The sequence below is a fragment of the Serratia sp. Sp408 genome (assembly GCF_057180665.1).
Genome location: NZ_JBXUFT010000001.1, coordinates 1,927,051 through 1,939,455, shown reverse-complemented (window position 1 = coordinate 1,939,455; position 12,405 = coordinate 1,927,051). Strand labels below are relative to the sequence as shown.

At 58.6% G+C, this 12,405-nt stretch carries 10 protein-coding genes; 8 read left to right on the top strand and 2 right to left on the bottom strand.

Annotation, left to right across the window (positions count from 1 at the left end; translation table 11 throughout):
* The first annotated feature begins 151 nt into the window (after positions 1 to 151).
* The 6 genes from AC2AXP_RS09195 (at position 152) to tcyN (ending at position 4,858) form a co-directional block, all read left to right on the top strand.
* The gene (locus AC2AXP_RS09195; protein ID WP_004961554.1) at positions 152 to 874 is read left to right on the top strand and encodes an RNA polymerase sigma factor FliA; all 723 of its coding nucleotides are present in this window, start codon (positions 152 to 154) and stop codon (positions 872 to 874) included.
* Between the two features lie 34 nt (positions 875 to 908).
* Positions 909 to 1,418, top strand: a complete 510-nt coding sequence (gene fliZ / locus AC2AXP_RS09190; RefSeq protein WP_039991982.1) for a flagella biosynthesis regulatory protein FliZ — start codon at positions 909 to 911, stop codon at positions 1,416 to 1,418.
* A gap of 122 nt (positions 1,419 to 1,540) precedes the next feature.
* Positions 1,541 to 2,527, top strand: a complete 987-nt coding sequence (locus tag AC2AXP_RS09185) for a D-cysteine desulfhydrase (protein WP_004961560.1) — start codon at positions 1,541 to 1,543, stop codon at positions 2,525 to 2,527.
* Between the two features lie 112 nt (positions 2,528 to 2,639).
* Positions 2,640 to 3,440, top strand: coding sequence for a cystine ABC transporter substrate-binding protein (gene tcyJ, locus AC2AXP_RS09180; protein ID WP_088499723.1), 801 nt, complete (start codon positions 2,640 to 2,642; stop codon positions 3,438 to 3,440).
* Positions 3,440 to 4,102, top strand: coding sequence for a cystine ABC transporter permease (tcyL, locus tag AC2AXP_RS09175; protein ID WP_004961568.1), 663 nt, complete (start codon positions 3,440 to 3,442; stop codon positions 4,100 to 4,102). Before tcyJ ends, tcyL begins: the two co-directional genes overlap by 1 nt.
* Positions 4,103 to 4,105: 3 nt before the next feature.
* Entirely contained in the window at positions 4,106 to 4,858 is a 753-nt protein-coding gene (gene tcyN / locus AC2AXP_RS09170) for an L-cystine ABC transporter ATP-binding protein TcyN (RefSeq protein WP_004961572.1), read from the top strand.
* A gap of 231 nt (positions 4,859 to 5,089) precedes the next feature.
* Here tcyN and putA read toward each other — a convergent pair whose 3' ends face one another.
* Positions 5,090 to 9,061, bottom strand: coding sequence for a trifunctional transcriptional regulator/proline dehydrogenase/L-glutamate gamma-semialdehyde dehydrogenase (gene putA / locus AC2AXP_RS09165; protein WP_198772918.1), 3,972 nt, complete (start codon positions 9,059 to 9,061; stop codon positions 5,090 to 5,092).
* A gap of 550 nt (positions 9,062 to 9,611) precedes the next feature.
* On the opposite strand from putA, the gene putP reads away from it, so the two are divergent.
* Entirely contained in the window at positions 9,612 to 11,096 is a 1,485-nt protein-coding gene (gene putP, locus AC2AXP_RS09160) for a sodium/proline symporter PutP (protein ID WP_198772917.1), read from the top strand.
* Between the two features lie 86 nt (positions 11,097 to 11,182).
* On the opposite strand, the gene AC2AXP_RS09155 is transcribed toward putP, so the two are convergent.
* Positions 11,183 to 11,380, bottom strand: a complete 198-nt coding sequence (locus AC2AXP_RS09155; protein ID WP_420542993.1) for a hypothetical protein — start codon at positions 11,378 to 11,380, stop codon at positions 11,183 to 11,185.
* A gap of 174 nt (positions 11,381 to 11,554) precedes the next feature.
* Here AC2AXP_RS09155 and efeU point away from each other — a divergent pair, with 174 nt between their 5' ends.
* Positions 11,555 to 12,400 carry an iron uptake transporter permease EfeU gene (gene efeU / locus AC2AXP_RS09150; protein ID WP_004961582.1) on the top strand — a complete coding sequence of 282 codons (846 nt, stop codon included), beginning with the start codon at positions 11,555 to 11,557 and terminating at the stop codon, positions 12,398 to 12,400.
* The last annotated feature ends 5 nt before the right edge of the window (positions 12,401 to 12,405 follow it).

Here is a 12,405-nt window from a genome sequence, read left to right as displayed (position 1 = left end):
GGCGGGGTTTTTTATGCGTGCCGTCAGGCGCTCCGCGCCAAACGGCGACATGACGCAAATAAGACCCGTTTTGTACGGCTGTTCTGTCGATTGGCATTTGTCCCCCTACGGATAATAGCGCTGACTCCCTTATCCGCAGGTTTTAGACATAGTGAGCGATTTGTATACCGCCGACGGCGTGATGGACAAACATTCTCTCTGGTTGCGTTATGTGCCGCTGGTGCGCCATGAAGCGTTGCGCCTGCAGGTCAGGTTACCCGCCAGCGTGGAGCTTGACGATCTGCTGCAAGCCGGGGGTATCGGGTTGCTGAACGCGGTTGAACGCTACGACGCCCTGCAGGGAACCGCCTTCACCACCTATGCCGTGCAGCGCATTCGCGGCGCGATGCTGGACGAACTGCGCAGCCGTGACTGGGTACCGCGCAGCGTACGGCGTCACGCCCGTGACGTGGCGCAGGCCATGCAACGGCTTGAGCAGCAGTTGGGGCGTCCGGCCGGCGAACTGGAAGTGGCGCAGGCGATGAACATGTCACTCGCAGACTATCGCCAGATCCTGATGGATACCAACAACAGCCAGCTGTTTTCCTATGACGAATGGCGCGAAGAGCAGGGGGAAAGCGCCGAGCCGCTGCTGGAAGGGCACGCAGAGGCCAATCCGCTGCATCAGTTGCTGGAGGGAAGTCTGCGCCAGCGGGTGATCGACGCTATCGAAGCCCTGCCGGAACGAGAAAAGTTGGTACTGACGTTGTATTACCAGGAAGAGTTGAATCTGAAGGAGATTGGCGCGGTTCTGGAGGTAGGCGAGTCGCGCGTCAGCCAATTACACAGCCAGGCCATCAAGCGTTTGCGCGCCCGTCTGGCGAACAATGCCTGATGTTTAACCCGATGTTGAGAACCGGACCCGTACTATGTCAGCAACCATGATTAAAAAGCGGCCGTTAAGCCGTTATCTGAAAGATTTCAAACACAGCCAGAGCCATTGCTCGCAATGCGGCAAGCAGTTGGATCGCATGGCGCTGGTATTTCGCGGCAAGATAATCAATAAAGAAGCGATAGCGCGCATGGACCAGCCGATCGACGATCAGGTATGGCAAACCGTGCAAACCGAACTGACGGCGCTGTGCCGTTTTTGCAGCGAGATCTCCTGTAACAGCCAGCCGAGCTATTTCGACATCATGTCGTTCAAGCAATATCTGTTCGAGCAGACCGAAATGAGCCACAGCACGGTGCGCGAATACGTGGTGCGTCTGCGGCGGTTGGATGAAATGCTGGTGGCGCGCAACTACCCGGCTGAGCAGTTCGCCAACGGCGTCAGTCCCCAGCGTATCATTGACGATTTGCCCAGTGCGGCGCATAACAATTATCGTATCGCGCTGCGCAAATACGATCAGTACCTCGCCTGGCAAAACCGCTACTAGCCTGTGGCCCCGGTCTCGGCCGGGGCAAAACGCTTTTCCCTATCGTTAATAAAGGTGAATATTGCAGCCACATCTGCTAAATCTAACGTTTATACGTTGCTATTCACTCCCAGGGAGACGCTGTGAATCTACAACAGCAATTGGCGCAGTTTCCGCGCCTCGACTTTGTTGGCCCCGCCACCCCGCTTGAAAAGCTGTCTCGCCTTTCTGACTACCTTGGCCGCGAAATCTACATTAAACGTGACGACGTCACACCGATGGCGATGGGCGGTAACAAACTGAGAAAACTCGAATTTTTAGCCGCAGATGCCTTGCGTCAGGGGGCGGATACGCTGGTTACCGCCGGCGCCATTCAGTCCAATCACGTCCGGCAAACTGCCGCCGTGGCGGCAAAACTCGGTTTGCATTGCGTTGCCCTGCTGGAAAACCCGATCGCCACCCAGGCGGAAAACTACCTGACTAACGGTAACCGCTTATTGCTGAATCTGTTCAATGTCGAGGTGCAGATGTGCGACGCGTTGGACGATCCGCAACGACAATTGGCCGATGTCGCGACGCGGCTGGAAGCGCAGGGGTTTCGCCCTTATGTGGTGCCGGTCGGCGGCTCCAATGCCCTCGGGGCGCTGGGTTATGTACAATGCGCACTGGAAATTGCCGAGCAGGCTCGCGAGGTAGCGTTCGGTTCGGTGGTGGTGGCCTCTGGCAGCGCCGGTACCCATGCCGGTCTGGCCGTGGGCCTGCAACAGCTGCTGCCTGAATGTGAGCTGATCGGGGTCACCGTATCACGCACGGCGCAACAGCAATTGCCCAAGGTTGAGCAGATCCAGCAGGAATTGAGCGCGCTATTGCACGTGGGGGAACCCGCGTCGATCGTGCTATGGGATGACTATTTTGCCCCGCAGTACGGTATGCCGAACGATGAAGGCACGGCGGCGGTGCAACTGCTGGCGCAGCAGGAGGGGATTTTGCTTGATCCGGTGTATACCGGCAAGGCGATGGCCGGACTGATCGACGGCATTGCGCAGCAACGCTACCGTCATGCAGGTCCGATTCTGTTCGTGCATACCGGTGGGGCGCCGGCGCTGTTTGCGTATCACCCGTGCGTCTAGTTATGTTATATAACTTTTTGAACTATATTTATTAGGTAATATTCCTTCAAGAAGTCAGCCGAGTTGTTAGTGTGCTGATATCAAAAAAGATAACACCAAATACGGGGTATTTATGATGTTTTCCAAAGTTCGACGCCAATTGCTTCTGGGTGTAATGGCGGTAACGCTCACCGCCGGTATCAATGCGCAAACCTTCGCCGCAGAAAACCTGCTGGATCAGGTCAAACAGCGCGGTACGCTGATTGTCGGTTTGGAAGGAACCTATCCGCCGTTCAGTTTCCAGGGTGAAGACGGCAAACTGACCGGTTTCGAAGTCGACTTCGCCAACGCTCTGGCGCAGCATCTGGGCGTGAAAGCCAAGCTGAACCCGACCAAATGGGACGGCATGCTGGCCTCGTTGGAATCCAAGCGCATCGACGTGGTGATCAACCAGGTGACCATTTCCGATGAGCGTAAGAAAAAATACGATTTCTCTACACCCTATACCGTTTCCGGCATTCAGGCGCTGGTGAAAAAAGGCAACGAAGCCAGTATCACCAAGCCGGAAGACCTGAAAGGTAAAAAGGTCGGCGTCGGTCTGGGGACCAACTACGAGCAATGGCTGCGCGAAAACGTGCAGGGCGTTGACGTGCGCACCTACGATGACGATCCGACCAAATATCAGGATCTGCGCGTTGGCCGTATCAATGCCATTCTGGTCGATCGACTGGCGGCGCTGGATCTGGTGAAGAAAACCGGTGATACGCTGGCGGTAGCCGGCCCGGCGTTCTCGCGGCAGGAGTCGGGCGTCGCGCTGCGTAAAAACAACCCTGAGTTGCTGAAGGCTATCGATCAGGCGATTGCCAACATGCAACAGGATGGTACTTTGGCAAAAATTTCTGATAAGTGGTTTGGTGCGGACGTAACTAAATAATGCAAGAAAGTATTCAACTGGCGCTGGATTCAGCGCCATTTTTATTGAAAGGCGCCATCCTTACCCTCCAGCTCAGTCTGGGGGGGATGGCGTTGGGGCTGGTGTTGGGCTTCGTATTGGCGCTGATGCGCCTTTCGCGTTTTTGGCCGCTGTCATGGCTGTCACGTATCTACGTGTCGCTGTTTCGCGGTACGCCGCTGATAGCCCAACTGTTCATGATCTACTACGGTCTGCCACAGTTCGGCATCGAACTGGATCCGTTTCCGGCGGCGCTGATCGGCCTGTCGCTCAACACTGCGGCCTACACCTCTGAAACGCTGCGTGCGGCAATTGCCTCGATCGACAAAGGGCAGTGGGAAGCTGCCGCCAGCATCGGCATGACGCCGTGGCAAACCCTGCGCCGGGTGATCCTGCCGCAGGCGGCGCGCACCGCATTGCCACCGTTGGGTAACAGTTTTATCGGCCTGGTGAAGGACACCTCGCTGGCGGCCACCATTCAGGTGCCGGAGCTGTTCCGTCAGGCACAGCTGATCACTTCGCGTACGTTGGAGGTTTTCACCATGTATCTGGCGGCTTCGCTGATTTACTGGGTGATGGCGACGCTGCTGTCCGCGCTGCAAAACCGCCTGGAAGCGCATGTAAACCGTCAGGATAAGGAATAACGCATGAGTGCCATCGAAGTGAAAGGCCTGGTCAAACAGTTTAACGGCCAGACGGTACTGCACGGTATTGACCTTGAAGTGAATTCTGGCGAAGTGGTGGCGATTATCGGGCCGAGCGGTTCGGGCAAAACCACGCTATTGCGCAGCATCAACCTGTTGGAGGTACCGGATGCCGGTACCATTCGCGTCGGCAATATCCAGATTGACGGTTCGCGCTCGCTGGGCAAGCAAAAAAACCAGGTGCGCGAGCTGCGTCAGCAGGTGGGCTTTGTCTTCCAGAGCTTTAACCTGTTCCCGCACCGTTCGGTACTGGAAAACATCATTGAGGGGCCGGTGATCGTCAAGGGTGAAGCGCGTGGCGCGGCGGAACAACGTGCCCGCGCATTGTTGGCGAAGGTCGGGTTGAACGGCAAGGAGGCGGCCTATCCGAAGCGTCTGTCCGGCGGGCAGCAGCAGCGGGTGGCGATCGCGCGCGCGCTGGCGATGCAGCCGGAAGTGATTCTGTTTGATGAACCGACCTCGGCTCTCGACCCGGAACTGGTTGGTGAGGTGCTGAATACCATCCGGGCGCTGGCGGAAGAGAAGCGCACCATGGTGATTGTCACCCATGAAATGAGCTTTGCCCGCGACGTCGCCGATCGGGCGATTTTTATGGATCACGGTCGTATCGTCGAGCAGGGACCGGCCAAAGAGCTGTTTACCCATCCGCAGCATCAACGCACCCAGCAGTTCCTCGACAAGTTCCTCAACCAGTGATGACGGCTTAGCCGACAAGGGGGGATGCCGCCTGGCTTGCCCCCGACGCTGAACACCACACGCGCCTATCGACGTTAACGGCCCGTGAGGTTGTCAGACCATCGCTCGCGCTGCCGCGCCATGGCGTCACACCGAACATTACCAGCGTTGCCAATAAAAATGCCGCCCGGGATTAACCGGGCGGCATGGGGTTTAATGCGCCATCATCGCAGCCTGGGCTGCAAACGCAGGTTAGCCGATTGACATCAGGCTGGCGTTGCCACCGGCAGCGGCGGTATTGACGCTCAACGAGCGTTCGACCAGCAGACGTTCCAGCAGGATATTGGTTTCGCCGTGCGCGAAGCCCTGCACCGAGACAATGGCACCGCCGCGCTGGGCAATTTGTTCACACAGGGTGCGCAACTGATCGGCGTCTCCGTGATAGATGGCCGCGTCAAACTCCAGCTTGTCGTTCTGCCAGTCCTTGCTAAAGCGGATACATGCCTGGACGTCGGCCGGCAGGCGGCGATACAGCGTGCGTTGCAGTTCGGTATCGACCCACAGCGCCTGGCTGCCTACCGCCAGCACTGCTGCCAACTGCGTCAGCGCATCGGCTTCATTGTCGGCCAGGCACAGCACGCGTTCACGCGGCAGCAGGGCGTAGGTATTGCGCTCGCCGGTCGGGCCTGGCAGCGGACGTACCGTACCGCCCTGGCCAAGCTCGGCATAGCGTTGCGCCAGCGTTGCCAGATCGCGCAGGTTTTCCGCCGTGGCCCATTTTTCCAGCGCCTGATGCGGCATCAGCAACGCCGGGCGCGCGGTGGCCTCCAGCGGGCGTTCGGCGTCCTGACGGTTCAGCGTACGCTGAACCGCATCCTCTGGACGGTGTGCCAGCAGGCGGTAGAGATACAGCGGACCGCCGGCCTTGGGTCCGGTGCCGGACAGGCCTTCGCCACCGAACGGCTGCACGCCGACCACCGCACCGACCATATTGCGGTTCACGTACAGGTTACCCACTTTGGCCCGTTCGGTAACCCGCGCAATGGTTTCGTCGATACGGGTGTGGATACCCAACGTCAGGCCATAGCCGGCGGCGTTGATCTGATCGACCAGCGCTTCCAGGTTGGCGCGCTGGAAGCGCACCACGTGCAGCACCGGGCCAAAGATCTCTTTTTGCAGCTCGTCGAAGCTCTCCAGTTCGATCAGCGTTGGTTTGATAAAGGTGCCGCGTGGCCACTCCTTTTCGTCCTGCGCGTTGCTTTGTGCAGCCTGATACACCTTGCGACCCTTGGCACGCATTGCCTGAATATGACGTTCAATGCCGGTTTTGGCATCGGCATCGATCACCGGGCCAATGTCGGTCGACAGACGCTCCGGGTTGCCCATGCGGCATTCGGCCATTGCGCCACGCAGCATTTGCAGGGTGTGTTCCGCCACGTCTTCCTGAATGCACAGGATACGCAGCGCGGAGCAGCGCTGGCCGGCGCTGTCAAAGGCCGACGCCACCACGTCGGTCACTACCTGCTCGGTCAGCGCCGACGAGTCGACGATCATGGCGTTCAGACCACCGGTTTCGGCGATCAGCGGCGTTGGGCGACCCTGCGGATCCAGGCGACCGGCGATACTGCGTTGCAGAATGCCTGCCACGTCGGTCGAGCCGGTGAACATTACGCCACGCACCCGCGCATCGTTGACCAGCCGTGCGCCAACCGATTCGCCCTGACCGGGCAGCAATTGCAGCACCCCTTGCGGAATGCCGGCTTCCAGCAGAATACGCACCGCCTGAGCGGCGACCAGCGGAGTCTGTTCCGCCGGTTTCGCCAGCACGCTGTTACCGGCTGCCAGCGCAGCGGCAATCTGACCGGTGAAAATCGCCAGTGGGAAGTTCCATGGGCTGATGCACACTACCGGGCCGAGCGGGCGATGGCTGTCGTTGGCAAAGTCGTCGCGCACCTGGCCGGCATAGTAATGCAGGAAGTCAACCGCTTCGCGCACTTCGGCAATGGCGTTATTAAAGGTTTTGCCGGCTTCGCGCACCAGTATGCCCAGCAGGCTTTGCAACTGACTTTCCATCAGTTCGGCTGCGCGTTCCAGCACCGCAGCGCGCTGTTCCGGCGGGGTCGCGAACCAGATAGGCCCGGCGGCAGCGGCGGCGTCCAGGGCACGGCTGACTTCGTCTTCGGTGGTTTCGCGCACATAACCGACGATGTCGCTCGGCTCGGCCGGGTTGATCACCGGCTGTTCGACGCCCTGATCCAGCTCGGCATCAATGATCGGTTCGGCGCGCCACTGTTGCACCGCGCTGGTGAGCAGGGCGCTGGAAAGCGACGCCAGACGCTGCTCGTTTGACAGATCCAAACCGCTGGAGTTGACGCGCTTGTCACCGTACAGCTCGCGCGGCAGCGGAATACGCGGATGCGGCAGGCCAAGCTGGCCTTCGGTTGCCGCCAGCGCTTCGACCGCCAGCACCGGGTCGGCCACCAGTTCATCCAGCGGCAGCGTGGCGTCGGCGATGCGGTTGACGAACGAGGTATTGGCGCCGTTTTCCAGCAGGCGGCGCACCAGATAGGCCAGCAGCGTTTCGTGGGTGCCGACCGGAGCGTAAATGCGGCATGGGCGGTTCAGTTTACCGTCTGCCACTTTACCCACCACCTGTTCGTACAGCGGCTCGCCCATGCCGTGCAGGCACTGGAACTCGTATTGTCCCGGGTAATAGTTATTGCCCGCCATATGGTAGATGGCGCTCAGGGTGTGGGCGTTGTGAGTGGCGAACTGCGGGTAAATCAGGTTTGGCACCGACAGCAGTTTGCGCGCGCAGGCCAGATACGAGACGTCGGTGTACACTTTGCGGGTGTACACCGGATAGCCTTCCAGCCCGTCAACCTGCGCACGTTTGATTTCGCTGTCCCAGTAGGCGCCTTTCACCAGACGGATCATCAGGCGGCGACGGCTGCGCTGCGCCATATCGATGACCGCGTCAATGGCGAACGGACAACGCTTCTGATAGGCCTGGATCACGAAACCGATGCCGTTCCAGCCGGCCAGCTGCGGTTCGAAGCACAGTTTTTCCAGCAGATCGAGCGAGATTTCCAGACGATCCGCTTCTTCGGCGTCAATATTGATGCCGATGTCATATTGGCGCGCTTGCAGCGTCAGTGACAGCAGGCGAGGATAAAGCTCTTCCATCACCCGATCGTACTGCGCGCGGCTGTAACGTGGGTGCAGCGCGGACAGCTTGATGGAAATGCCGGGGCCTTCATAGATGCCACGGCCGTTGGAGGCTTTGCCGATAGCGTGAATGGCCTGCTGATAGGACACCAGGTAGGCCTGCGCGTCGGCTTCGGTCAGCGCGGCCTCTCCCAGCATGTCGTAAGAGTAGCGGAAACCCTTGTCTTCCAGCTTGCGCGCGTTGGCCAGCGCTTCGGCGATGGTTTCGCCGGTAACGAACTGCTCGCCCATCAGGCGCATCGCCATATCCACGCCTTTGCGGATCAGCGGTTCGCCGCTCTTGCCGATAATGCGATTCAGCGAGCGTGACAGATTGGCTTCGTTATGCGTGGAAACCAGCTTGCCGGTGAACAGCAGGCCCCAGGTGGCAGCGTTAACGAACAGCGAAGGGCTGCGACCCAGGTGCGAATGCCAGTTACCGTTGCTGATTTTGTCACGGATCAGCGCGTCGCGGGTCGGCTTGTCGGGAATACGCAACAACGCTTCCGCCAGACACATCAACGCCACGCCTTCCTGCGACGACAGCGAGAACTCTTGCAGCAGGCCTTGCACCATACCGGCGCGCCCGTGTGCACTCTTTTGGTTGCGCAGCTTCTCGGCGATGCCATAGGCCATCTTATGCGTGGCCTGTGCAAGATCGGCGGGTAAACGCGCCTGTTCGAGTAACATCGGCACCACTTCGCTCTCCGGGCGTCGATAGGCGGCGGTAATCGCCGCGCGGTTGACCGACTGCGGCAGAATTTGTTCTGCAAAATCAAGGAACGGCTGGTGTGACTCTTCCTGCGGTTGCGGCATAATGTCGTCCGCGTCACTTTGGTTGGCGACAGTCAGTGCTGGAATTTCGGGAATATCGGAGCCGCTCTCAAGGCGTTCAAGATAATTAAAAATGGCTTGCTTGATCAGCCAGTGAGGCGTGCGATCGATACGCTGTGCCGCGCTTTTAATGCGATCGCGTGTTGCCTCGTCAAGTTTCACGCCCATTGTGGTAGTGCCCATGCCAATCCAACTCCTGTGTGTTTAGAACCTATCCCATCAGGCTATTCAATTACCGGGCCAGCTTAGCCTGTTGGGATAGGTTCGTGAGATGTGTTGTGTGTGTCTTGAATGCTGACAATATCCTGCATGTTGCAACTTTGTGCAACCTTGTTAAATCAGGCCAGTGAGGGAAATGTGAGTCAACTCGATTTTTTAACATCGCAGCACGGCACGATTCTTGCTGCATAAATCAGGCGCCAGCCAGTACAACCGTCAGCGGTAGTGATATAGCTGCTAACAGCAGAGGTGCTACCGTTTTGGCAGGATGCGAGTGCAACCCATAAGGCGGTTAAATGTGACGCAGGGTAAACTTTGTGTAACTTTGTTGTTAAAAGTGTTGTTGATTTTGGAAAGGGTCAACTAGGATAGCCAACGGTTTCATATTCCCGGGCTGAAACTATTTTACCCGCAGCACATGCGCATTCCGCCTCGTTCCGGCGGTTGGGCAAATGATGATACATCGCGATTCTGCGCAAAAAGCGTAGAGCGAATAATAATGAGTGGAGAGTTTATGACAATGAGCACACCTATGCTGGTGACCTTCCTGGTGTACATATTCGGGATGGTACTGATCGGCCTGCTTGCCTACCGGGCAACCAATAACTTTGACGACTATATCCTCGGTGGCCGCAGTCTGGGCAGCGTGGTGACCGCGTTGTCTGCCGGCGCCTCCGACATGAGCGGCTGGTTGCTGATGGGACTGCCCGGGGCGATTTTCCTGTCTGGCATTTCCGAAAGCTGGATCGCCATCGGTCTGACCATAGGCGCCTATCTGAACTGGAAACTGGTGGCGGGGCGCCTGCGGGTACACACCGAAGCCAACAACAATGCCTTGACGCTACCGGATTACTTCACCAGCCGTTTTGAAGACAACAGCAAACTGCTGCGGGTGATTTCCGCCATCGTTATTCTGGTGTTCTTCACCATCTACTGTGCTTCCGGCATTGTGGCCGGCGCGCGCCTGTTTGAAAGCACCTTCGGCATGAGTTATGAAACGGCGCTGTGGGCCGGCGCCGCAGCCACCATTCTGTATACCTTTATCGGTGGTTTCCTGGCGGTTAGCTGGACCGATACCGTACAGGCCAGCCTGATGATCTTTGCGCTGATCCTGACGCCGGTGTTTGTGATCCTGGCGGTGGGCGGCATTGACACCTCCATGATGGTGATCGAGGCCAAGAACCCGGCCAATATCGACATGTTCAAGGGGCTGAATCTGGTAGCCATCCTGTCGCTGCTGGGCTGGGGGCTGGGCTATTTCGGTCAGCCGCACATTCTGGCGCGCTTTATGGCGGCGGATTCGCACCGTACCATTCGCAGCGCCCGTCGCATCAGTATGGCCTGGATGATCCTGTGTCTGGTTGGTACCGTGGCGGTCGGTTTCTTCGGCATTGCCTATTTTGCCAACAACCCGGATCAGGCCGGCAACGTGTCGCAGAACGGTGAGCGGGTGTTCATTGAACTGGCGAGACTGCTGTTCAACCCGTGGGTGGCCGGTATTCTACTGTCGGCCATTCTGGCTGCGGTAATGAGTACCCTGAGCTGCCAGCTGCTGGTGTGTTCCAGCGCGATTACCGAAGACCTGTACAAGGCTTTCCTGCGCAAGGGGGCCAGCCAGCGTGAGCTGGTGTGGGTCGGGCGTCTGATGGTGCTGGTGGTGGCGTTGATCGCCATCGCGCTGGCGGCCAACCCGGACAACCGTGTACTGGGTCTGGTGAGCTACGCCTGGGCCGGTTTTGGCGCGGCATTCGGTCCAGTGGTGCTGATTTCGGTGATGTGGTCGCGCATGACGCGCAACGGCGCGTTGGCCGGTATGCTGGTGGGCGCGGTGACGGTGCTGGTCTGGAAGCAGTATGCCTGGCTGGATCTGTACGAAATCATTCCTGGCTTCCTGTTCGCCAGCATCGCTATCGTGCTGGTTAGCCTGATGGGGCGTAAGCCGTCCGCCACCATCACCGAACGTTTCGACCAGGCGGAAGCGGAGTTCAAAACCGTTTAAGCTGCGCTCTACTCGAAATTGAAACGGCTCCTTGATGGAGCCGTTTTTCGTTTTGGCCCACGGTTAGGGATGCAACGCCGTTGCGCTCAGCGGCGAACGGCAGGAAAGGCGTGTTGACCACGGGTCCATACCCGCGTCAGCAGCACCAGCAATGCGGGCGAAAACGCGCCGACGCCAAGGCGATCCAACAGTACATCGCCAATGATGCCGCCGCCGGCGATCGCCAGGTTCCAGGCGGTGACCCGCATGGACTGCGTCAGCCTGGCGCAAGGTGGTTCATCCACGATGGTTACAACTGGCGACAATTTGATAAGAAAAAATCACCCTTCGCACACTTGTATTTCTGCTTGAGAGAATGATAATCACTATCGTTCTGGTTTACTTTTCTTTACATTAACGACCGCCGAATTTCTCGCCGGCCAATCGACGATCGTCGTCATCTCAGAGGTTGTTAACCTATGTTTGTACCCTTTCTTATCATGTTCCGTGAGGGCCTTGAGGCCGCGCTGATCGTCAGTCTGATCGCCAGCTACCTCAAGCGCACCCAGCGCGGGCAATGGCTTGGTGCCATGTGGGTTGGGGTGATCGCCGCTGCCGCGCTGTGCCTGGCGCTGGGGATCTTCATCAATGAAACCACCGGCGAATTCCCGCAGAAACAGCAGGAGCTGTTTGAGGGGCTGGTGGCAGTGGTGGCGGTGCTGATCCTGACCTATATGGTGTTTTGGATGCGCAAGGTATCCCGCTCGGTGAAAGTGCATCTGGAAGGGGCTATCGACAACGCGCTGGCGTCTGGCAGGGGACAGAGTTGGGCATTGATTGCCATGGTGTTCTTTGCGGTGGCGCGCGAAGGGCTGGAGTCGGTGTTCTTCCTGCTGGCGGCGTTCCAGCAGGATGTGGGCATCGGCGCGCCGATCGGCGCGGTACTCGGCCTGGTCTGCGCCATGGCGCTGGGCATGATGATTTACTGGGGCGGGGTCAAGCTGCACCTGGCGAAATTCTTCAAATGGACCAGCCTGTTGATTCTGTTTGTCGCCGCCGGTCTGGCGGCCGGTGCGATCCGCGCCTTCCACGAAGCGGGACTGTGGAACCACTTTCAGGCCGTGGCATTCGATCTCAGCGCCACGCTTTCCACCCATTCGCTGTTTGGCACGCTGCTTGAGGGCATGTTCGGCTATCAGGAAGCGCCGTCGGTCAGCGAAGTGGCGGTGTATTTCCTCTACCTGATCCCGGCACTGGTGTGCTTTTTGCTGCCGCCGCGTGCGGCCGCGGCCACGGTGGCGGCACAACGTAAAATCAACCATTAACTTTA

What these genes read in the sequence shown, in the direction of transcription:
- putP (WP_198772917.1), top strand. Translation starts at nt 9,612, where the DNA reads ATGACAATGAGCACACCTATGCTGGTGACCTTCCTGGTGTACATATTC.
- efeU (WP_004961582.1), top strand. Translation starts at nt 11,555, where the DNA reads ATGTTTGTACCCTTTCTTATCATGTTCCGTGAGGGCCTTGAGGCCGCG.
- tcyN (WP_004961572.1), top strand. Translation starts at nt 4,106, where the DNA reads ATGAGTGCCATCGAAGTGAAAGGCCTGGTCAAACAGTTTAACGGCCAG.
- tcyL (WP_004961568.1), top strand. Translation starts at nt 3,440, where the DNA reads ATGCAAGAAAGTATTCAACTGGCGCTGGATTCAGCGCCATTTTTATTG.
- fliZ (WP_039991982.1), top strand. Translation starts at nt 909, where the DNA reads ATGTCAGCAACCATGATTAAAAAGCGGCCGTTAAGCCGTTATCTGAAA.
- tcyJ (WP_088499723.1), top strand. Translation starts at nt 2,640, where the DNA reads ATGATGTTTTCCAAAGTTCGACGCCAATTGCTTCTGGGTGTAATGGCG.
- putA (WP_198772918.1), bottom strand. Translation starts at nt 9,061, where the DNA reads ATGGGCACTACCACAATGGGCGTGAAACTTGACGAGGCAACACGCGAT.